The sequence below is a fragment of the Pauljensenia sp. 20925_1_34 genome (assembly GCF_041432775.1).
GTDB lineage: Bacteria > Actinomycetota > Actinomycetes > Actinomycetales > Actinomycetaceae > Pauljensenia.
In genome coordinates this window covers 40,125-60,110 of record NZ_JAPWAG010000006.1, presented here as the reverse complement: position 1 = coordinate 60,110, position 19,986 = coordinate 40,125, and the positions used below count along the sequence as shown (strand labels likewise).

Sequence of the window (19,986 nt, the reverse complement as noted above, 5' to 3'; positions counted from 1 at the left end):
TAAGAATCTAACTGGGAGGTGTCATGGCGACCATGGATGTCGATGAGACCGTGTTGACGCTGATTGGCTCCGGTCAGGCGGACACTCGGCCCGCCATTGTCAAACACACTGGCCTGGCAGCTTCGACCGTGTCTGCCTCCGTCTCACGTCTCGTCGAGGCCGGGGTCATCGCGGAGGCAGACGAATCGGTGTCCACCGGTGGGCGCCGCGCGCGCCGCCTTGTGACCTCGGAAGGCATCGGTGCGCTTGCTCTTGTTGAGCTGGGAGCCCACCACGGCCTCGTCGCCCTGACCGACCCGACCCTGGGTATCGGCAAGGCCACCAGCCTTCTCGTCGACATCGCCAGCGGCCCCGAGGCCGTCCTCGCGACCGTCATGGAGGAAATCTCCCGCCAGGAGGGCGCAGCCAACGTGCGCGTTGGTGGCCTCGCCATGGCCGTGCCCGGACCCGTCGACGCCGAGCGTAGCCGCGTCATCCGCCCCGCCCGCATGCCCGGATGGGATGGCATTAACGTCGCCGAGGCCGTGGCCAAGCACTGCGGTCTGCCCGCGATCATCGAAAACGACGCGCGCGCCGGAGCCATCGGCGAGTCGGTGTACCGGCGCCGGCTCGAGGGGGTGGCCGACATCGACACCCTTATATACGTCAAGGCTGGGTCGGCGATCGGCGGCGCCTACCTCGTCGACGGGGTTCCCCTCGTCGGACGAGGCGGCCTGGCCGGGGACATCTCACATATCCCCGTCGACGAAGCCGCCGGTAGACCCTGCAAATGCGGCAACGTCGGGTGCCTGGAGACAATCGCCTCAGCGGACTCGATCCGCGTCGACCTGGCCCAGGCCGGCCTCGTCTACGAGAACAATGCCCAGCTCCTGGCCGCCGCGCGCGACGGCATCCCCGAAGTGGCCACCGCCATCCGCCAGGCGGGCACCCTGCTCGGCCACAGCCTCGCACACCTCGTGTCCTTCCTGGCCCCCCAGGGAGTCATCCTCGGCGGGGCCCTGTCCGCCGTCGACGCCTTCACCGCCGGCGTGCGCGCTGCCCTCCACCAGTCCTGCCTGCCCTCCATCATGGAGGCACTTGTCATCGAATCATCCCGCTCCGGGCGTGACGCCGCGCTCTGGGGCCTGTCGACCCTCACCCCCCAAAAGATCTCAAAGGAGAATCGCTCATGACGAAGCCCCGCATCGCGGTCGCCGGAATTCACATCGAATCCTCGACGTTCACGCCCTACGTCTCGACCGCCGACGACTTTATCGTCACGCGCGGCGAGGAACTCATGGATCGCTTCTATTGGCGCGACGAGGACTGGGCCACCCAGATCGAGTGGATCCCCGTCCTGCACTCGCGCGCCCTGCCCGGCGGCGTCGTCGAGCGCGGCGCCTACGACGCGTGGAAGGCCGAGATCCTCGAGGGCCTCGCGGCCGCCGGCCCCCTCGATGGCCTCTTCTTCGACATCCACGGCGCGATGAGCGTGGAGGGCATGGACGACGCCGAAGGCGACCTCATCAACGCCATCCGCGCGGTCATCGGCCCCGAGCCCATGGTCAGCGCCTCCATGGACCTGCACGGCAACGTCTCCCAGGACCTCTTCGATGGCTGCGACATCCTGACCTGCTACCGCCTGGCACCCCACGAGGACGCCCTCGAATCGCGCCGCCGCGCCGCCTACAACCTGGGCATGCGCCTGCTCAACGGAGCGCCCAAGCCCGTCAAGGCCCTCGTCCACGTCCCCGTCCTGCTGCCCGGCGAAAAGACCTCGACCCGCATCGAACCCGCCAAGTCCCTCTACAAGATGATCGACCCCGTCGAAGAAATGGACGGCATCTTGGACGCTGCCATCTGGATCGGCTTCGCGTGGGCCGACCAGCCCCGCTGCAAGGGCGCCGTCGTCGTCACGGGCGACGACGCAGAACTGGTCAAGGAGCAGGCCGAGCACATCGGCCGCGCCTTCTGGGCCGCCCACGACCGCTTTGAGTTCGTCGCCCCCGTCGCCTCCATGGAGGAGTGCCTGGCGGCCGCCGAGGAAGGCCCCAAGCCCTTCTTCATCTCCGACTCCGGCGACAACCCGGGCGCCGGCGGCGCAGACGACGTCACGGTCGCGCTCGCGGCCCTGCTGGCGTGGAAGCCTGTCCAGGAGGCGACCCTCGACGTCGTGTACGCATCCATCATCGACCCCGCTGCGGCGGACGTCGCCTGGCAGGCCGGCGTCGGGGCAGAGGTCGACCTCGAGGTGGGCGGACACATCGACACCCGCGAGCCCGGCCCGCTCGCCGTGACCGCGACCGTCGAGGCCCTGGCCGACGACCCGATGGGCGGGCACACTGCGCTGCTGCGCACCGGCGGCCTGCGCTTCATCGTGACCACCAACCGCAACCAGTACACGATGTTCAGCCAGTTCGAGCTGCTCGGCGTCGACATCACCGCCGCCGACGTGGTCGTCGTCAAGATCGGCTACCTCGAGCCTGACCTGTACGACACGCAGAAGGGCTGGCTCATGGCCCTGACCCCCGGCGGCGTCGATCAGGACCTCATCCGCCTCGGTCACCACAAGATCGAACGCCCGATGTACCCCTTCGATCCCGATATGGACGAGCCCGATCTGCACGCGCAGGTGGTCGTCCCGTGAGTACCGTCAAGGACGCCGCCGGCCCCGTCTTCGCGGGCATCGACATCGGCGGCACGTCCATCAAGTGGATGATCGTCGACGAGTCCGGCGCAATCCTCACGCAGGGGAGTGAACCCACAAGGTGCGAGGCCGTGGCCGAGCAGGTGGGCGGCATCGGCTCCCGGTTGGCTCATGCCCATCCGGGACTGGTGGGTGTCGGACTGATCTGCCCCGGCCTCGTCGATGAGGAGAAGGGAACGGTCGTCTACGCGGCGAACCTCGAGCTGCGTGGCGTCCAGCTGGCCCGCGCGGTCGAGGAAGCAACGGGTGTGCCCGCCGCACTCATGCATGACGGACGCGCCGCCGGCCTGGCCGAGGGACTCCTCGGCGCGGGTCGCGGGGCATCCTCCTTCCTCATGATGCCCATCGGCACGGGCATCTCCGTGGCCCTCATGCTCGGGAACCAGCTGTGGAGCGGAGCGACATTTTGCGCCGGTGAAGTCGGGCACGCCCCCATCTTCCCCGGGGGAGAGCCTTGCCGGTGCGGATCACGCGGCTGCCTGGAGGTCTACGCCTCCGCCAAGGGGATCGCCCGCCGCTACGCGCAGGCCACCGGCGAGGACATCGGCACCAAAGCCATCGAGAAAGCGATCGGCACCGACCCTGTGGCCACCGAGGTGTGGGAAACCGCCGTGCGTGCCCTGGCCCTGTCTTTAACCCACATGACGCTCACCGTCGACGTCGAGCGCATCATCATCGGCGGCGGACTGTCCCATGCGGGGGAGAACCTGCTGGCACCGCTGCGCGAGGAACTGGCATCGATGCTGACATTCCGCGATGCTCCGACGATCGTGCGCGCCTCCCTGGGAGGGTCGGGCGGTCGCTGGGGCGCCGCGATCCTGGCCGCCCGCGTGGGCGGATCGACCTGCTATGAAAGGTGGCAGCCGTGACTATCGTGGAAATCTGCGTCGAGGACGCCGTCGGAGTACACCGCGCCCGCGATGGGGGAGCGGACCGCATTGAGATCTGCACCGACCTGTCGTGCGGGGGCCTGACCCCAGCCTTCGACGAGGTGGTGGCCGCCCTCGAGGTGGCGCCCACCGGAGGCGTTCAGGTGCTTGTGCGTCCGCGCCCCGGCAACTTCGTCCATACGCGCGAAGAGGTCGACCGCATCGCCTCCGACATCGTGACTCTCAGTGCCATCGGCGAGGGTGCGCCCGTGCGGCTGGGCTTCGTCGTCGGCGTCTTGAATGGCGACGGAACCATCAACGTGGACGCGGCCGCGCGCCTGCGCGACACCGCCGAAGATGCGCCCCTGACCTTCCACCGCGGATTCGACCAGGTTGCGGACCAGGATCGAGGCCTCGACATCCTCATGGAGCTCGGCTACGACCGCGTCCTGACGACAGGTGGGCACCCGGCCGTCGCTCAGCCCGAGGCCTTGGCTCGCCTCGTGCAGCGCGGGGGAGACGACATCATCATCCTGGTCTCGGGCGGGCTGCGCGCACACAACGTCGCCGAGGTCGTGGCGGCCTGCGGCGCGCGCGAAGTCCACATGCGGGCGCCCGGCATGTCGGGAACCGACCGCGCCGAGGTCGAGCGGATCGTCGCGGCGCTCCACGGGTAGCCACGATCACATATTTTGGGAAAAATTGTCGATTCGTCTGATGAATCAATGATGGGAGCGTAAGCTTAACCACATGAGAATTGGAATTTTCAACGACGAAGATCAGATCGCATCCCTGGCAGCGGACCGCATCCTCGAGGTGTACCGCGCTAAGCCGAACTTCGTGCTCGGCCTGGCCACCGGCTCCTCGCCGCTCAAGCTCTACGCGGAGCTCGTGCGCCGCTACCAGGCCGGTCAGATCTCCTTTGCCCAGGTTCGCTCCTACAACCTCGACGAGTACGTGGGCCTGCCCCGCGACCACTACGAGGGCTACGCGAACTTCATCCACCGCAACCTCGTCGACCTGGTCGACATGCCCGAGGGTGCGGCACACGGCCCCGACGGCTGGTGCGATGACCTCGAGGCCGCCGCTGCCGCCTACGACGAGGCCATCAAGGCCGACGGCGGCATCGACATCCAGGTCCTCGGCATCGGAAGCGACGGCCACATCGGCTTCAACGAGCCCGGCGGCACCCTGGCCTCGCGCACCCACGTGGGCGTCCTGACCGAGCAGACTCGCCGTGACAACGCCCGCTTCTTCGACGGCGACATCGACCAGGTCCCCACGCACTGCGTGACCCAGGGCCTGGGCACGATCATGGACTCGCGCGCCCACATCTTCATCGCCACCGGTGAGGGCAAGGCCGACGCGGTCAAGGCCATGATCGAGGGCGGCGTCACCCAGCGCTGGCCTGCGTCCATCCTCCAGTACCACCCCGACGTCACCGTGCTCCTCGACGAGGCCGCCGCCTCCAAGCTCGAGCTCGCAGACTTCTACAAGGAGGTTTGGGAGAAGGAACACCTGTGAGATAGTTTTCCACGTTCGCCCGCCCCGGCCTCGTCCCTACGAGGCCGGGGCATTGTCGCGCCCGGTGCTTCCGCTCCCCGCGTACGCCGCATCCCGCCCTTGACCACCTGCGGGTCGTACAATGGACCCCATGCGTAACGCCCTTGACGAACCCACCGGCCCCTCCGCGCCCTCCGGCCCCTCCACCGCGTCCTCGACCGGCCTGCTGGAGCGCACCGAGACCCGCAAGGAACGCACGGACGGCGACGGCGACCGCTTCGCCCACTTCGTGCGCAAAGACAAGGCGAACTCCTCGATGGTGACCGGCCAGCCCGTCGTCGCTCTGTGCGGCAAGGTCTGGATTCCCACCCGCGACGCCTCCCAGTACCCCGTGTGCCCCACGTGCAAGGAACTGCGCGACTCCATGGGTAAAAATGGGCGCAACTGGCCCTTCTCCGACGGCGGTAAGGGCTCCGGCAAGTGAGCGAGACGACTCGGCGCGCGCCCGTTGGTAGGCTGCGCGCCTGGCAGGCCGCTGCCCTGGAACGCTACATGGCCGCCTCTCCGCGCGACTTCCTGGCGGTCGCGACGCCTGGCGCGGGTAAGACGACCTTCGCGCTGACGCTCGCGACCGAGCTGATCGCCCGCGGCGTCGTCGACAAGCTCACCGTCGTGTGCCCCACCGAGCACCTCAAGGGCCAGTGGGCCTCGAGCGCTGCGCGCTTCGGCATCCACATCGACCCCGACTTTACGAACGCGCAGGGCGTGGCCGGTTCGCACTTCGACGGCGTCGCCGTCACCTACGCCCAGATCGGCTCCAACCCGGCCGTCCACGCGGCGCGCACCCGCGCCTACCGCACCCTGGTCATCCTCGACGAGATCCACCACGCCGGCGACTCCCTATCGTGGGGCGACGGTGTGCGCGAGGCCTTCACGGACGCGACGCGTCGCCTGGCGCTGACGGGCACGCCCTTCCGCTCTGACACCTCGCCGATCCCTTTCGTGACCTACGAGGAGGACGAGGAAGGCATTCGACGCTCGCGCGCCGACTACACCTACGGCTACGGCGACGCCCTGAAAGATAACGTCGTGCGCCCCGTCCTGTTCATGTCCTATTCGGGTCAGATGGCCTGGCGTACCAACGCCGGCGACGAGGTCAGCGCCCGCCTGGGCGAGCCCCTGACCAAGGACATGATGAAGCAGGCCTGGCGCACCGCGCTGGACCCCAAGGGTGAGTGGATTCCCGCCGTCCTGCGTGCCGCCGACCTGCGCCTCGACGAGGTGCGCCGCGCCGTACCCGATGCGGGCGGCCTCGTCATCGCCTCAAACCAGGACCACGCGCGCGCCTACGCCCGCCACCTGCGCCTCATCACCGGCAAGGCTCCCACGGTCGTCCTGTCCGACGACGCGGACGCCTCCGACCGTATTTCCGAGTTCGCCGACTCCACCGACAAGTGGATGGTCGCCGTTCGCATGGTGTCCGAGGGCGTCGACGTCCCCCGCCTCGCGGTCGGCGTCTACGCGACCAACGCCTCCACCCCCCTCTTCTTCGCCCAGGCCATCGGCCGCTACGTGCGAGCCCGGCGCCGCGGTGAGACGGCCACCGTCTTCATCCCCTCCGTCGTGCCCCTGCTGACCCTGGCGGGCGACATGGAGGTCGAGCGCGACCACGCGCTGGACCGCCCCAAGCGCGACGAGGCCAGCGACGACGACATGTGGAACCCCGAGGACGCCCTGGTCGCGGCCGCCAACCGCGAGGAAAAAGCTTCCTCCGACCTGCTCTCCCAATTCGAGGTCCTGGGCGCCGACGCCGAGTTCGACGGCGTCCTCTTCGACGGCGCCGCGTGGGGCGCGGGCGCCGAGGTCGGATCCGAGGAAGAACAGGAATACCTGGGCATCCCCGGCCTGCTGGACGCCGACCAGGTGACGACCCTGCTGCGGGCCCGCCAGGCCGATCAGGTCGCCGCCCAGAAGAAGAGCCGCGCCGCGCAGAAGATGCGCGAGGAGAACGCCGGGATGCCGGCCCACAAGGTGCGCGCCGCCAAGCGCAAGGAACTCCAGCATCTGGTCTCCACGTGGTCGCGGCGCTCGGGCGAAACCCACGCGACCATTCACTCGCGCCTGCGCTCGCGCTGCGGCGGCCCCGAGGTCGCCCAGGCGACGACCGAACAGATCGAGGCGCGCATCGCCCTGCTGCGTGAATGGTTCGTCGGCCGCCACTGAGCCCTGCCCCGCGCCGCGCGGAGACATCACACCACACGAGCCCCGGCCTCGTCCCCTCTCATCGAGGAGAACGAGGTCAGGGCTTCGTCGCGCACTCAGCTGATCTCAGTCGACCTGCTCGTAGCGCGTGGGGATCGCGGCCTCACCCTCGGACAGACGCCAGGCCTGGTAGGGCAGCTCGTTACGGGCACTCAGGTGATGGTCCTGGGCGCGGGACAGCGCCTCGGGACCCCAGGCTTCGGCGTCGATCTGGCCGCCGCGGACCAGCTGGACCTGCAGCGGGCGAGCGCCGCGCTCGGCCAGCAGGGCCTGGCCCTCCTCGAAGGAGGTGCCCACGAGCAGGAGTTCCTCGGTGGCGTAGCCGTCTTCGCCCAAGACGCGGCCGGCAACCTTGCGCCCGCCCACCGTGGACTTCGACTCGGCCTTCTTGGCGACCGACACGGTCGCCCCGTCGCTGTCCTCGCGCTGGACGACCTTGTAGACCAGGGCGGCCGTCGGCACGCCCGAACCCGTCACGAGCTTGGTACCCACGCCGTAGGAGTCGACGGGGGCCGCACCCAGTGCGGCGATCGCGTACTCGTCCAGGTCGGAGGTCACCGTGATCTTGGTCGAGGTGGCACCCATCGCGTCGAGCTGTCCGCGCACCTTGAACGCCTCGGCGACCAGGTCGCCCGAGTCCAGGCGCACAGCGCCCAGCTCGCCGCCCGCGGCGCGCGCGGCCTCGACCGCGTGAATGACGCCCTGCCGAATGTCGTAGGTGTCCACGAGCAGCGTCGTGCCCGCGCCCAGCTTGGCGACCTGGGAATCGAAGGCGTCGCGCTCGGAGTCGTGCAGGAGCGTGAACGCGTGGGCGGCCGTGCCGATGCAGCGGATGCCGTAGCGCTTGGCGGCCTCCAGGTCGGAGGTGCCCTGGAAGCCGCCGATGATCGCGGCGCGCGCGGCAGAGACGGCGGCGCGTTCGTGGGCGCGGCGCGCACCCATGTCCATGCAGGGGCGGCCGTGTGCGGCGATCGTCATACGCGAGGCGGCCGAAGCCACGGCGCAGTCGTGGTTGAGGATCGACAGGAGGAGCGTCTCCAGGAGCGTGCAGTCCGCGAAGGTACCCTCAACGGTGAGCAGGGGGGAGCCGGGGAAGTAGCACTCGCCCTCGGCGTAGCCCCAGATGTCGCCCGTGAAGCGCCACGAGGCCAGGAAGTCCGCAGCCTCGTGCGAAACGATCCCCTGACTGCGCAGCCAGTCGATCTGCTCGGCGTCGAACTCGAAACGCTCCAGAGCCTCGAGGATTCGGCCGGTCCCGGCAACGACGCCGAAGCGGCGCGTGGCGGGCAGGCGACGACCAAACAGCTCAAAGGTGCAGCGACGATGCGCAGTGCCGTCCTTCAGGGCGGCGTCAAGCATCGTGAGCTCGTACATATCTGTCAGCAATGAAGTGGATGTCGATGCAGGCATAGTGTGAGCCTACCCTGAGAAGCGTGTCACCGGGGTACGAAATCTCTTTCATGGACAAGCAATTCGACTTAGGGTTAACACATGAGCACCGTTGTCCAACCCGTACCCCGCACGCACGAGGCCTCCACCTCAGTGCCCCGGTGGCGTACCGTCGTGTGGGACGACCCGGTCAACCTCATGAGCTACGTGACCGCCGTGTTTCGCAACTACTTCGGGTATTCCACCGCCCGCGCCGAAGAACTCATGATGGCGGTCCACACCCGCGGGCGTGCCACCGTGTCCACGGGCGTGCGCGAACGCATCGAAGCCGACGTCATGGCCATGCACTCCTACGGCCTGCGCGCCACCATCGAAGAGGACAGGGACTAGTCCATGGAAGCCTTCGCTTATCGTGACGGCGCCTACGCCTCGTCGATGAGCACCGGCGAGGCCCTACTCCTGCGCCAGCTGGCCAGCGAGGTCCTGGTGGTCCTCGACGATCCCGGGGACTTCGCCTCGACCTCGTCCATGGTCAGCGCCGCCACGGAAACCGAACAGCGCCGCGAAGCCCCGCGCGAACGCAGCCTGAGTATGCTGCTGCCCTCCATGAGCGAGGACGACGAAGACGCTGCCCGGATGCGCGCCCTTACCGAGGATCTCCTGCGCACCGAAAAGTCCGTCCGACTGCGCACAGTGGTCAGCGATCTTGAACACATCACACACGGGGACGGGGACACGCTCGTGATCCCCCGCGAGGGCGTGTGGGAGTGGCTGGGCGCCCTCAACGACATTAGGCTCGGCTTAGCCGGTGAGCTGGACCTTTCGGACCAGAGCGACGCCCAGCGCGTCGAAGAAATGGCCATGAGCGAGCCGACGGGAGAGCGCGCGCAGACGGTCGCCGCGATCTACATGCTGATCACCTGGTGGCAGGACTCACTGCTAGAAGCTGTGAATAATTCTCAATGAGGAATAAGGTCGAGTACATGAATAACGCCCCGATCGGAATCTTCGACTCGGGCCTGGGTGGGCTGACGGTAGCCCGTGCAGTCATCGATAAGCTGCCCGACGAAGAGATCGTCTACCTGGGCGACACCGAGCATACCCCCTACGGTCCGCGTGCGATCGCGCAGGTGCGCTCGCTGACGCTGTCCGCCCTCGACGAGCTCGCCTCACGCGGCGTGAAGGCGCTCGTCATCGCGTGCAACACGGCGACGGCCGCCGCGCTCGCGGACGCCCGGGAACGCTACTGGATCGACGCCGGGATTCCCGTCATTGAGGTTATTACGCCCGCCGCTCGCCAGAGCGTCATCGCTACGCGCAACCAGCACGTCGGCGTCATCGGGACGAAGGCGACCATCCAGTCCGAGGCCTACCTGCGCGCACTCGCAGCCGTCCCCGGGCTGACCGTCAGCCAGCAGGCGTGCCCCGCCTTCGTCGACTTCGTCGAGGCCGGGGTGACCACGGGCGAGGAGATCGAGGCCGTGGCCCGCGAGTACCTGACCCCGCTCAAGGAAGAAGGCGTGGACACGCTGATCCTGGGCTGCACGCACTACCCGCTGCTCACGGGCGTCATCGGCCGCGTCATGGGCGAGGGCGTGACGCTGGTGACCTCCTCGGAGGCGACCGCGAACGTGACCTACAACGAGCTGGTGGACCGAGGCGTCCTGCACGACCCGTGGCCTGCAGGCTCCGGTCCGCGCCACCAGTTCCTGGCCACCGGCGCCTCGGATAACTTCCCGCGCTTGGCGCGCCGCTTCCTGGGTCCCGAGGTCGGTGCTGTCTCCCACGTCAACACCGGTGGGGGAATCGCGTGAAGCTGACGGTTATCGGCGCGACAGGATCCATGTCGGGCCCGCAGTCTCCCGCGTCCTCCTACCTGGTCCAGGCCCGAGGAATTGACCCGGCCTCCGGCGAGGAGCGCACCTTCTCTCTCGTCTGCGACATGGGGCCGGGGTCCTTCGGCGCGCTGTGGACGCACGTGTGCCCGTGCGAGCTCGACGCCCTGGCACTGTCGCACTGCCACGCGGACCACATGGGCGACATCATATCCCTGCAGGTCTACCGCAAGTGGGGCCCTGGCTCCTGCGCCCTTCGGCCCGTGTCCCTGTTCGGGCCGGCCGAGACGATGCACCGCGTGCGCCAGATTGAGGGCGCTCCCGAGTGCGAGTCCTACGACGGCGAATTCGCGTTCACGCAGCTTGCACAGGGCAGCACCTACGAGGTGGGGTCCCTCGTTATTCGCCCCTTCCGAGCCCTGCACCCGGTGGAAGCCTTCGGCCTGCGCATCGAAGGTCCCTCGGAGGAAGACCCCTCGCGACGCGTCACCCTGTTCTACACGGGTGACACCGACCTGTGCGACTCGATCGTCGAGGGCGCGCGCGGGGCCGACGTGCTCCTGAGCGAGGTCGGCTTCACGACGGATGAGACCGAACCCAACATGCACATGGACGGCGTGCGGGCGGGCACGCTCGCGACCCGTGCTGGGGTCGGGCGCATGATCGCCACCCACATCCAGCCGTGGACTCCACGCGACCGGGTCGCCGCCGAGGTGCGCCAGACATGGATGGGCCCGCTCGACTTCGCGGCGGCCGGGCTGGTCGTCGCCCTGTGACCCCTGAGAATTACCCCGGCCTCCACGAGGCCGGGGTTTTCTCGCGCGTCAGTCCGTCTGCGCGGAGTAGGCGTTGTGTCGCTGCCACTCGGCGAGGAAGGCGACGACGCGTGCGGGCCCGCCCGCCTCGCTCCACCCGTGGTTCTTGTGTCGCAGCAGGATCTTGCGCGTGCCCAGCGAGGGCAGGGGCGTGACCCTCATGCCGCTCGTGTGTGCCCCGGCGAGCGCCATCGCCGGAAGAATCGTCGATCCCGCGCGTGCGCGCACGAGGGAACGGGCGGCCTCGTACGTCGTGTACAGGTGGGGTGCCCAGCGTGTGTCCGGGAAGGCATTGGTGATGCGGCGCATGACGTGGCCGCCGCTGGAGCCCGGGTTGACGCGCAGCCACGTCAGGTCCGCCAGGTCCTCGATTGAGCGAATCGGGGGAGCGGAGTCGGGGGTGACGAGCACCCACGGCTCGTCGATGAACGGAATGTCCGTGTAACCGCGCGGGGCCAGACCCGGATTCTCGTCGCGCTCGATGACGAGGATGTCGAAGTGGCCCGTGCGTAGCGCGGCCATGCCGGGGGTCTCCTCCGTCTCTTCGATACGCAGGTCGATGCCGGGCAGTGCGTCTGTGAGGTCGGGCAGGGCCGGGATTAGCGTTGACCGGCAGATCGTCAGGAAAGCGCCGAGGGTCACCGTGCCCGTCACCTGTCCGGTGAGCGGGCGCAGGGCCTTGAGGGCCTCGGCGATGTTGGAGTTGATGCGTTCCCCGGCCTCGGCGACGATGGTGCCGGCGGGGGTCAGGATCGCGCCCGACGTCGTGCGCTCGACGAGTTTGAGGCCCACCTCCTCCTCAAGCTTTTGGATCTGCTGGGAGACCGCCGAGGGGGAGACCATGAGGATGTCAGCGGCGGCGACGATGCCGCCTTCGCGCGCTACCGATAGAAGGAAGGGTAGGCGTCGAGGGTCGATGTCCATGCACACTCCATTGTTAAGCGAAACTGCAAGATAACTATAGAACCATTCAATTGTGCTTGACTAGCTGAGGGGGAATAATTCTAGCCATGACCATCTCGCACCTGGCAATTGTTATCCTCGGATGGATTGGCGCCGCCGCCTCCATCGCCGCCTACTACCTCGTCTCCTCCAAGCGCTTCGCCCCCGATTCCCTGCGCTACCACTCCCTGAACGTCTCCAGCTGCATCCTGCTGGCCATGGCCTGTGCCTCCACCGGGGCCTGGCCCTCCTTCCTCACCAACGCCATCTTCATCGGGGTTGGATGCACCATGATCTGGCGCGTGCGCGACCGCCTGGCGCGTCGCATCATGCAGGTCCTGCGCTTCTTCGACGTGCGCCGGTACCTGCCTCGGCGCTCCCGCCTGGCGCGCGCACGCTGAGGCGTCGTCGCATTGGTTCGGGTTGGCCCCGTTGTTGACTATTGGACGCCACATAAATTAAGGCGATCCACTCGCGAGAGTCAACGGTTCATCAAGGTACGTCAAGGGAAAGTCCGTAAGGCAGACTTCACCCGTCAATTAGAAAGAATCGATGGAGAATACCGCGAAACTGCGAGATCATAGACGCGACGCGGTGACAGATCCATCGCCCGTACTCAAAGAGGAGCACATCATGTCTCGTTTTGTCGCATCACTCCTTCGTCGTCTGGCCCATCACGGTAGGTCGTGCCAACAGCGCAACCCCCTGCAGTTCTCGATGGACCGTACCTTCTTCGGGAACCTCGTCGCCCGCTGAAGGAGCGCCCTCGGGCGCACTACACACGTGCCGGACACCCTCGGGTGCCCGGCACATTTGTGTGTGGTGCTCAGCCGCGCAGGTAGTCCACGATGTGGGGCATGAGTGCGCGGAAGGCGATGCCGCGGTGGCTGATCGCGTTCTTCTCCTCAGGGCTCATCTGCGCGGTCGTGATCTCGAATCCGTCGGGGACGAAAATCGGGTCGTAGCCGAACCCGCCCTCGCCGCGCGGGGAGCGTGTCAGGGTGCCGCGCACTTCGCCTCGCTGGACGAACTCGCGCCCATCGGGGGTCACCAGGACGGCCGCCGAGACGAAGGCAGCGCCGCGGTGGCGGTCGGGCACGTCCGACAGCTGCTCGAGGAGCAGCCGCAGGTTGGCTGCGTCATCCCCGTGGGAGCCAGCCCAGCGCGCGGAGAAGATGCCGGGCGCTCCGCCCAGCACATCCACCGTGATACCGGAGTCGTCGGCGATGGCAGCCAGGCCGGTGGCGCGAGCCAGGGCGCGGGCCTTGATGAGCGAGTTCTCCTCGAATGTCACCCCGTCCTCGACCGGGGAAGCCACGTCGAAGTCGCTCATGCGCGCCACGCATCCGGCCTCGAAGCCCTCCCACGCGGGGGCCAGGATGGCCTCGAGCTCTTCGACCTTGTGCGCGTTGGAGGTCGCGAAGATCAGGCGCGCGCTCACGGGGCCACCTCGACGCGCTCCATGAGGGGAGCCTCGAGCGCGAGCTTCTGGGCCGCCGCCAGCTGGGCGTTACCAAGGGTCGCCAGGTCCAGCAGTTCGTTCAGCTCGTCGCGGTTGAAAGGCGCGTGCTCGGCGGTGCCCTGCACCTCGATGAAACGGCCATCGCCCGTCTGCACGACGTTCATGTCGGTCTGAGCGCGCACGTCCTCAACGTAGGGCAGGTCCAGCATGGGGGTGCCGTCGATGACGCCCACGGAGATCGCGGAGATCGAGTCGGTGAGGACCTTCGCGGAGGGCTTGAGGATACCCTGCTCCTTGGCCCAGCTCACCGCGTCGGCGAGGGCCACGTAGGCGCCCGTGATCGCCGCGGTGCGGGTGCCGCCGTCGGCGCGCAGAACGTCGCAGTCCAGGACGATCGTGTTCTCGCCGAGCGCGGTCACGTCGACGATGCCGCGCAGGGAGCGGCCGATGAGACGCGAGATTTCCTGGGTGCGTCCGCCGACCTTGCCCTTGACGGATTCGCGCGAGGAGCGCTGCTCGGTGGCGCGCGGGAGCATCGAGTACTCGCCGGTCACCCAGCCCTCGCCCGAGTCGCGCTTCCAACGGGGCACGCCCTCGGTGAAAGAAGCCACGCACAGGACGCGGGTGTTGCCAAATTCGATGAGGACCGAGCCCTCGCCGGTACCCGACCAACCGCGGGTGATGGAGACGGGACGAAGCTGGGAGGGGGTGCGCCCATCGGCACGCGAAACTGTAGTTGTCATAGTGCCTAGGGTAGCCCACCGCGTTACCGTGGAGTTATGAGTCTTGATCTACCTCTCGTTCGCGGTCACGTCGATCCCGCGGTCGCGATGCGTGAGTCAGTGGCCCCCGTCGCGCTCGTGCGCACTGGCGAGGCTGATGCCATCGTCGTCGATCCCGCCGGCTTCGTCCTCCTGGACGAGGCCGTGGCGCCCTCCTCGGATACTCCCGCCCTGCGACGCTTCGGTGCGGGCGAGGTCACGCGAGTGCTCGACGGTGCCCAGGCCTCGTTCATCGGGGTGGCCCGCGGCCGAGCTGTCGTCGCGCTCGAGGCGAGCCGCGAGCAGGTGGAGGGCCGTTGGGAGCACCTGCGTGCGGTGGGGTGGCAGCTGACGGGGGACGAGGCCGCCGTGGCCTTGACCGCGGTCGCGCTGGCGGGCTGGCATCGCGACTACCGGTTCTGTGGGCGCTGCGCCTCTGCCGTGCGCCTGGAATCGGGCGGCTGGGCGGCGCGCTGTCAGGCCTGCGACCGCCTCGAGTACCCTCGCCAGGACCCCGCGGTCATCGTCCTGGTCGAGGATCACGACGGGCGCGTGCTGCTGGCGCATAACGCCGCGTGGAAGCCGGGCTTCGTCTCGATCATCGCCGGGTACGTCGAGGCCGGGGAGTCCCCGGACGTGACGGTTGCCCGCGAGGTCGCCGAGGAGGCGGGCGTCGAGATCGAGGCGCCGACCTACGTGGCCACCCAGCCGTGGCCTTTCGGGCGCTCCCAGATGATGGGATACCGCGCGCGCACCGTCCACGCGCGGCCGACCCCGCAGGCCGACGGCGTCGAGATCGAGTGGACGCGCTTCTACAGCCGAGCCGAGCTCACGCGCGCGCTGGAATCGGGCGAGATCAGCGCGCCGGGACGAGCCTCCATCGCCTACGCGCTTCTTCGGGAATGGTACGGCGCCGAGCTGCCCAGCGGGCCTGCGGGCACGGGACGCAACTGAGGGCAGGCGATGCGACAATGGGCGCATGAGCCCCGAGGAATTGCTTGACGCCCTAGACCCCGACCAGCGATCCGTCGCCACGCAGGTCGCCGGGCCACTCGCCGTCCTCGCCGGCGCCGGAACGGGTAAGACACGGGCAATCACCTATCGCATCGCCTACGGTGCGGCCGTGGGGGCTTTCGACCCCTCCAACGTGCTGGCCGTGACGTTCACGCAGCGCGCGGCCTTCGAGATGCGCCACCGCCTGGCCCAACTTGGCGTCCCCAAGGCCCAGGCGCGCACCTTCCACTCCGCGGCGCTTCGCCAGCTGCGCCACTTCTGGCCCACCGTCGTGGGCGGCCCCCTGCCCGACATCGTCCCGCACAAGGCGTCCCTGGTCGCCGCCTCCGCAGCGCGCCTGGGCATCACGATCGACCGCACGAACGTGCGCGACATCGCCGCCGAGGTCGAGTGGGCCAAGGTCTCCATGATCGATTCGGCACACTACGCCTCGCGCGTGGCGCGCCTACACCGCGACGTCCCGGCCGGGCTGGACGCGGCCGACATGGCCCGCCTCCTCGACGTGTACGAGGACGCGAAAAACGAGCGCGGCGTCATCGACTTCGAGGACATCCTCATCTACCTGTGCGGCATGCTCCAAGAGCGCGCCGACGTCGCCTCCATCGTGCGCAAGCAGTATCGCTCCTTCGTGGTCGACGAGTTCCAGGACGTCAACCTCCTCCAGGCGCGCCTCCTCGACCTGTGGCTGGGTGGGCGCCACGACGTGTGCGTCGTCGGCGACGTCGCGCAGACCATCTACTCCTTCACGGGCGCCTCCCCGGACTACCTGACCGGCTTTGGGCGCAAGCACCCGGGTGCCCGCGTCATCGAGCTGACCCGCGACTACCGCTCGACCCCGCAGATCGTCACCCTGGCCAACGATGTGCTGTCCCGCGCCACCCAGCGAGAAGGCACGGTGCGTCTGTCCAGCCAGCGCGACGGGGGACCCCACGTCGGCTACTGGACCTACGAGGACGACCATGCTGAGGCCCAGGGCGTCGCCGCGCAGATCGCCGACCTGATCGCCGGGGGCGTCCAGCCCCACAACATCGCCGTCCTGATGCGCACGAACGGCCAATCCCAGGTGTTCGAGGAGGCGTTGGGGCACCGGGGCATCCCCGTCGCCGTCGCCGCAGGCAAGCCTTTCTTCGCCCGCGACGACGTGCGTACCGCGATCTCGCGCCTGCGCACCGCAGCGGCGGCCTCGGAAGAGGGTGCGCTCGGCGAGGTCGTGCGCGACGTGCTCTCCGGCGTCGGCTGGTCGCCCGAGGCCCCCTCGGGTCAGGCGGGATCGGAACGCTGGTCGAACATGAACGCCATCGTCGGGTGGGCCGACGATTCGAAGGCCGCCACGCTCGCGGGCTTCGTCGCCGAGCTCGACGAGAGGATCGCCTACCAGGTCGAACCCGACAAGGCCGGCGTCGAGCTGGCCACGATCCACGCCGCCAAGGGTCTCGAATGGGACGCCGTCTTCCTGGTCGGCCTCTCCGAGGGTCTCCTGCCCATTTCCTACGCGAAGACCCCCGCGGCACGCGAGGAGGAGCGCCGCCTGCTCTACGTCGCCGTCACGCGAGCCCGCGACCTGCTGACCCTGTCCTGGGCGCGCTCGCGGGGAGCCGATGGGCGGGGTAAACGGAAGCGGAGCCGCCTGCTCGACGGAATTTGGCCGGATGAACGCCCCGTTGGCGCTCCGAAAAAGAAGGGGCGCCCCTCCACCCGAGCGGCGAACAAGGCGTTCGAGGAGGAGGCTTCGCCCCAGGCGATCGAGCTGTTTGGGCGCCTCAAGGCCTGGCGATTGGAGGTCGCGCGCCAGGCGGGCGTGCCCCCGTTTGCTGTTTTCACGGATCAGACGCTGCGTGACATTGCCGTGGCGATGCCGAAGAACACGACGCAGCTGCGCGTCATTCGCGGCATCGGCGACGTCAAGGTGCAGCGCTTCGCGGCCCCCGTGTTGGCGCTGGTCCGCGGCGAGGAGGTCGTCGTCGACGAGGGAGCCTAGCAGGCCAGCCCGGTGATCCCGCACACGCACTCGGGCGCGGGGGCGGTGCGTTCCACGGTGATCGTCCCGTCCTCGTCAATCGTTGCGACTTCGGTGCACAGCTGCGTCGTCAGCGCACCCGACGCGAAGTCGCGGATCAGGCGCGCCACGCGCAGAGCAGCGGCGTAGTGGGCCAGCATCGGCAGGGTCCCCAGCGGCCAGTCGGTGAGCTCGCGCAGGTGTGTGAGGTGGAAAGGGTCCTCCTGGGCGCGTGCGTGCTCGGCGCACTGGTAGCACGGGGTGATGCCGGGAATGACGAAGGGCCCGACCTCGTAGGAGTGTTCGCCGCGGGTCACGATGAGGTGCGGCGTGTCGTGGATCGTCAGCTCGAAGGGAACGCCGGGATCGACGACGCGGTCGGCGCACACGAGCGCCATGTCGACGTCTCCTTGATAGTGGAGGGACGGCAGGGCAATGAGGGGCGCAAGCTCGCGCCGAATCGCACGGTCGCGCGGCGTTCCGGTGAAGGAGCCGCCGAAGACGCGGTCCCAGTCTTTGTCCACGAGCTGGTCGGCGTCGACCGCGAGCGAGAGAAGGAGCGTATCGGCCAGGGCTCGCAGCGCGAGCGCGGCGGCGGGAACGGCACCGAGGACCCCCATGCGCAGCGGGGCGCGCCTGTCCTCCTGGTCGATCAGGTGCGCGCGGCGCAGCGCCGCGATGAGCTCGGGCGAGGCCGTGGTGGGCTCGGGGGAGCGAGGTGAGCGCGCCTGGTTGCTCAGCCAGATTTGGTCGCCTGCATGCAGGTCATCGAGCAACACGTAACGGGAGCGGTCGCCGCCGATTCGCACGGCGCCGGGGCCGCGCCACAGGATCGCAGTGTGGGGTGCCAGGTTCATGATGATCTCCTTTGTTTCATGCCTGTTGAGATCATCATGAACCCGTGTAGGTTCACTGCGCAGCGTTTTGAAAAATCTGTGGATAACTTGTCAGATCATTCCGATTCGCGCGTGTCTGTGTCGTCGTCCTCCGAGCCGAGAGCCTTCGGAGCCGACGCGTCCGACCCTGCCCCGGCCTCGTCCCCGGGCTCCAGACCCTCTGCCCAGCCGAGCGTGCCATCAAGCAGTGAATTGAGCGCGGCGTCAATATCCGCGTCCTCCTCGGCCGCCGCCCGGCGTAGCGTCAGGAACGTGTCAGGCGTGGCCAGCTCGGTGTCCGAGGGCACCATATCCGGGTGCGACCACAGCGCCTCGCGGGCGTCGCGACCGCCGTCCGCCTCCACGAGCGTGAAGATCTCGGCGGCGCCGCGCGCCTGGCGCGGACGCATCTTGAGGCCCATCAGGGAGCCCAGAATCTCCTCTGCCGGGCCGCCCGACGCGCGGCGGCGACGCATCATCTCGCGCAGCGCGTCCGCGTGGGGCAGATAGGGCAGCGTCGCGCGGGCCGTGACGACCTCGACCCACCCCTCGATGAGGGCCAACATCGTCTCCAGGCGTGTCAGCGCTCGGCGCTGATCCGGCGTGGTCGACAGCGCGAACACGCCGCCGCTGAGCGCCGACTCCACGGACTGCGGATCCGAGGGATCCACCGAGCGCGCTGCCTGCGCAATCGCCTCCGTGTCGATTGCGATCTGGGAGGCGTAGCGCTCGACCGCGCGCACCAGATCGCCCTCCAGCCACGGAACCGAGGCAAACAAGCGCCGATGGGCGGCCTCACGCACCGCCAGGAACTGGCGCACCTCCTCGAAAGGAGCATCCAAGCCGTCGGCGAACTGCGCGACGTTGTGGGGCAGCAGAGCCGCGTGCGAGGTATCCGACAGGGGAATGCCCGTGTCGAAAGTGCCGAAGGACTCCCCGGCCAAAGCGCCCAGCGCGCGGGCCAGCTGCGCGGAGAACATCATCGCCGACAGACGCGGCATCATCTCCTGCGTCTTGCCGAGCATGGCCGCCATCCCGTCCGGCAGGGCAACGTCGCTCTCGGCACCCTCACCGAACTGCTCGGACAACGCCCCCGACAGGGCGCGCGACACGTTCAGCGCCACGGGCTCACAGATGCGCTTCCACGTGGGGATCGTGTGCTCGACCCAGGCGACCTTGCTCCACACGTCGCGCGTCACCGGCCCGGATGCGAAATCAGTGACGGCGTCGAGCCACAGGTCCGCAATTGTCATCGCTTGACGCGCCGCCTCAGCCTCGGTCGCCGTGGGGGAGGGGTCGCCGCTGACGTATGCCGCCTGCTTCGCGCTATCCTCCACGACCCGCCAATTCACCGGGCCAGCCGTCGTGTTCATCAGGAACTGGAACTGTCCCAGCGCCGCCTTCATGCGCGCCGGATCCGAAAACTCCGGGGGCAGGTTGGCGGGGTCGAAGCCCTGGGCCTCAAGGGCACGGGCTGCCTCGGCGGCGGCCTCGTCTCCCAGGAGAGAGCGCAGAAAATCCTCAAAGGGGGTGCCAGACTCATTGTCATTCATGGCCACAGACTAGCTGGCAGGCGT

20 protein-coding genes are annotated in these 19,986 nt (G+C 68.4%); 14 read left to right on the top strand and 6 right to left on the bottom strand.

Annotated elements, in window-relative coordinates:
- The first annotated feature begins 23 nt into the window (after positions 1–23).
- The 7 genes from O3669_RS04020 to O3669_RS03990 all read left to right on the top strand — a co-directional run bounded on the left by O3669_RS04020 (position 24) and on the right by O3669_RS03990 (position 7,281).
- Positions 24–1,172, top strand: coding sequence for an ROK family protein (locus O3669_RS04020; protein WP_371523740.1), 1,149 nt, complete (start codon positions 24–26; stop codon positions 1,170–1,172).
- Positions 1,169–2,626, top strand: a complete 1,458-nt coding sequence (locus O3669_RS04015; RefSeq protein WP_371523739.1) for a M81 family metallopeptidase — start codon at positions 1,169–1,171, stop codon at positions 2,624–2,626. Before O3669_RS04020 ends, O3669_RS04015 begins: the two co-directional genes overlap by 4 nt.
- Complete coding sequence (locus tag O3669_RS04010; protein WP_371523737.1) at positions 2,623–3,555, top strand: ROK family protein; 933 nt, start codon at positions 2,623–2,625, stop codon at positions 3,553–3,555. The genes O3669_RS04015 and O3669_RS04010 overlap by 4 nt, the downstream gene beginning before the upstream one ends.
- Positions 3,552–4,232 (top strand): copper homeostasis protein CutC, encoded by a 681-nt coding sequence (locus O3669_RS04005; protein ID WP_314768435.1) that lies wholly within the window; start codon positions 3,552–3,554, stop codon positions 4,230–4,232. Before O3669_RS04010 ends, O3669_RS04005 begins: the two co-directional genes overlap by 4 nt.
- A gap of 73 nt (positions 4,233–4,305) precedes the next feature.
- Complete coding sequence (gene nagB, locus O3669_RS04000; protein WP_314768436.1) at positions 4,306–5,079, top strand: glucosamine-6-phosphate deaminase; 774 nt, start codon at positions 4,306–4,308, stop codon at positions 5,077–5,079.
- A gap of 130 nt (positions 5,080–5,209) precedes the next feature.
- Complete coding sequence (locus O3669_RS03995; RefSeq protein WP_295919586.1) at positions 5,210–5,542, top strand: DUF3039 domain-containing protein; 333 nt, start codon at positions 5,210–5,212, stop codon at positions 5,540–5,542.
- Complete coding sequence (locus tag O3669_RS03990; protein ID WP_314768439.1) at positions 5,539–7,281, top strand: DEAD/DEAH box helicase; 1,743 nt, start codon at positions 5,539–5,541, stop codon at positions 7,279–7,281. Before O3669_RS03995 ends, O3669_RS03990 begins: the two co-directional genes overlap by 4 nt.
- A 105-nt stretch (positions 7,282–7,386) precedes the next feature.
- On the opposite strand, the gene O3669_RS03985 is transcribed toward O3669_RS03990, so the two are convergent.
- Complete coding sequence (locus O3669_RS03985; protein WP_314768442.1) at positions 7,387–8,730, bottom strand: nicotinate phosphoribosyltransferase; 1,344 nt, start codon at positions 8,728–8,730, stop codon at positions 7,387–7,389.
- Positions 8,731–8,811: 81 nt separating this feature from the next.
- Here O3669_RS03985 and clpS point away from each other — a divergent pair, with 81 nt between their 5' ends.
- The 4 genes from clpS to O3669_RS03965 are packed head-to-tail and all read left to right on the top strand — an operon-like array spanning position 8,812 to position 11,320.
- Entirely contained in the window at positions 8,812–9,099 is a 288-nt protein-coding gene (gene clpS / locus O3669_RS03980; RefSeq protein WP_295919578.1) for an ATP-dependent Clp protease adapter ClpS, read from the top strand.
- 3 nt (positions 9,100–9,102) lie between these two features.
- Positions 9,103–9,675, top strand: coding sequence for a DUF2017 family protein (locus O3669_RS03975; RefSeq protein WP_295919576.1), 573 nt, complete (start codon positions 9,103–9,105; stop codon positions 9,673–9,675).
- 17 nt (positions 9,676–9,692) lie between these two features.
- Complete coding sequence (gene murI / locus O3669_RS03970) at positions 9,693–10,523, top strand: glutamate racemase (RefSeq protein WP_371523736.1); 831 nt, start codon at positions 9,693–9,695, stop codon at positions 10,521–10,523.
- Positions 10,520–11,320 carry an MBL fold metallo-hydrolase gene (locus O3669_RS03965; protein WP_371523735.1) on the top strand — a complete coding sequence of 267 codons (801 nt, stop codon included), beginning with the start codon at positions 10,520–10,522 and terminating at the stop codon, positions 11,318–11,320. The genes murI and O3669_RS03965 overlap by 4 nt, the downstream gene beginning before the upstream one ends.
- A 48-nt stretch (positions 11,321–11,368) precedes the next feature.
- Here O3669_RS03965 and O3669_RS03960 read toward each other — a convergent pair whose 3' ends face one another.
- Positions 11,369–12,283, bottom strand: a complete 915-nt coding sequence (locus tag O3669_RS03960; protein ID WP_314768446.1) for a LysR family transcriptional regulator — start codon at positions 12,281–12,283, stop codon at positions 11,369–11,371.
- A gap of 86 nt (positions 12,284–12,369) precedes the next feature.
- Here O3669_RS03960 and O3669_RS03955 point away from each other — a divergent pair, with 86 nt between their 5' ends.
- Positions 12,370–12,702, top strand: coding sequence for a hypothetical protein (locus tag O3669_RS03955; RefSeq protein ID WP_314768448.1), 333 nt, complete (start codon positions 12,370–12,372; stop codon positions 12,700–12,702).
- 425 nt (positions 12,703–13,127) lie between these two features.
- On the opposite strand, the gene rdgB is transcribed toward O3669_RS03955, so the two are convergent.
- Both rdgB and rph read right to left on the bottom strand, forming a co-directional pair.
- Positions 13,128–13,742 carry an RdgB/HAM1 family non-canonical purine NTP pyrophosphatase gene (gene rdgB, locus O3669_RS03950; RefSeq protein ID WP_371523733.1) on the bottom strand — a complete coding sequence of 205 codons (615 nt, stop codon included), beginning with the start codon at positions 13,740–13,742 and terminating at the stop codon, positions 13,128–13,130.
- A complete protein-coding gene (gene rph, locus O3669_RS03945) occupies positions 13,739–14,506 on the bottom strand; it encodes a ribonuclease PH (RefSeq protein WP_314768451.1) in 768 nt (255 codons plus the stop codon). The genes rdgB and rph overlap by 4 nt, the downstream gene beginning before the upstream one ends.
- A gap of 36 nt (positions 14,507–14,542) precedes the next feature.
- On the opposite strand from rph, the gene nudC reads away from it, so the two are divergent.
- Entirely contained in the window at positions 14,543–15,478 is a 936-nt protein-coding gene (gene nudC, locus O3669_RS03940) for an NAD(+) diphosphatase (RefSeq protein ID WP_371523732.1), read from the top strand.
- A 25-nt stretch (positions 15,479–15,503) separates the two neighbouring features.
- Entirely contained in the window at positions 15,504–17,516 is a 2,013-nt protein-coding gene (locus O3669_RS03935) for an ATP-dependent DNA helicase UvrD2 (protein ID WP_371523731.1), read from the top strand.
- On the opposite strand, the gene O3669_RS03930 is transcribed toward O3669_RS03935, so the two are convergent.
- Positions 17,513–18,391 carry a hypothetical protein gene (locus O3669_RS03930; RefSeq protein WP_295919557.1) on the bottom strand — a complete coding sequence of 293 codons (879 nt, stop codon included), beginning with the start codon at positions 18,389–18,391 and terminating at the stop codon, positions 17,513–17,515. The two genes, O3669_RS03935 and O3669_RS03930, sit on opposite strands and share 4 nt — an antisense overlap.
- A gap of 95 nt (positions 18,392–18,486) precedes the next feature.
- Positions 18,487–19,962 carry a zinc-dependent metalloprotease gene (locus O3669_RS03925; RefSeq protein ID WP_371523730.1) on the bottom strand — a complete coding sequence of 492 codons (1,476 nt, stop codon included), beginning with the start codon at positions 19,960–19,962 and terminating at the stop codon, positions 18,487–18,489.
- Positions 19,963–19,986 lie beyond the last annotated feature (24 nt).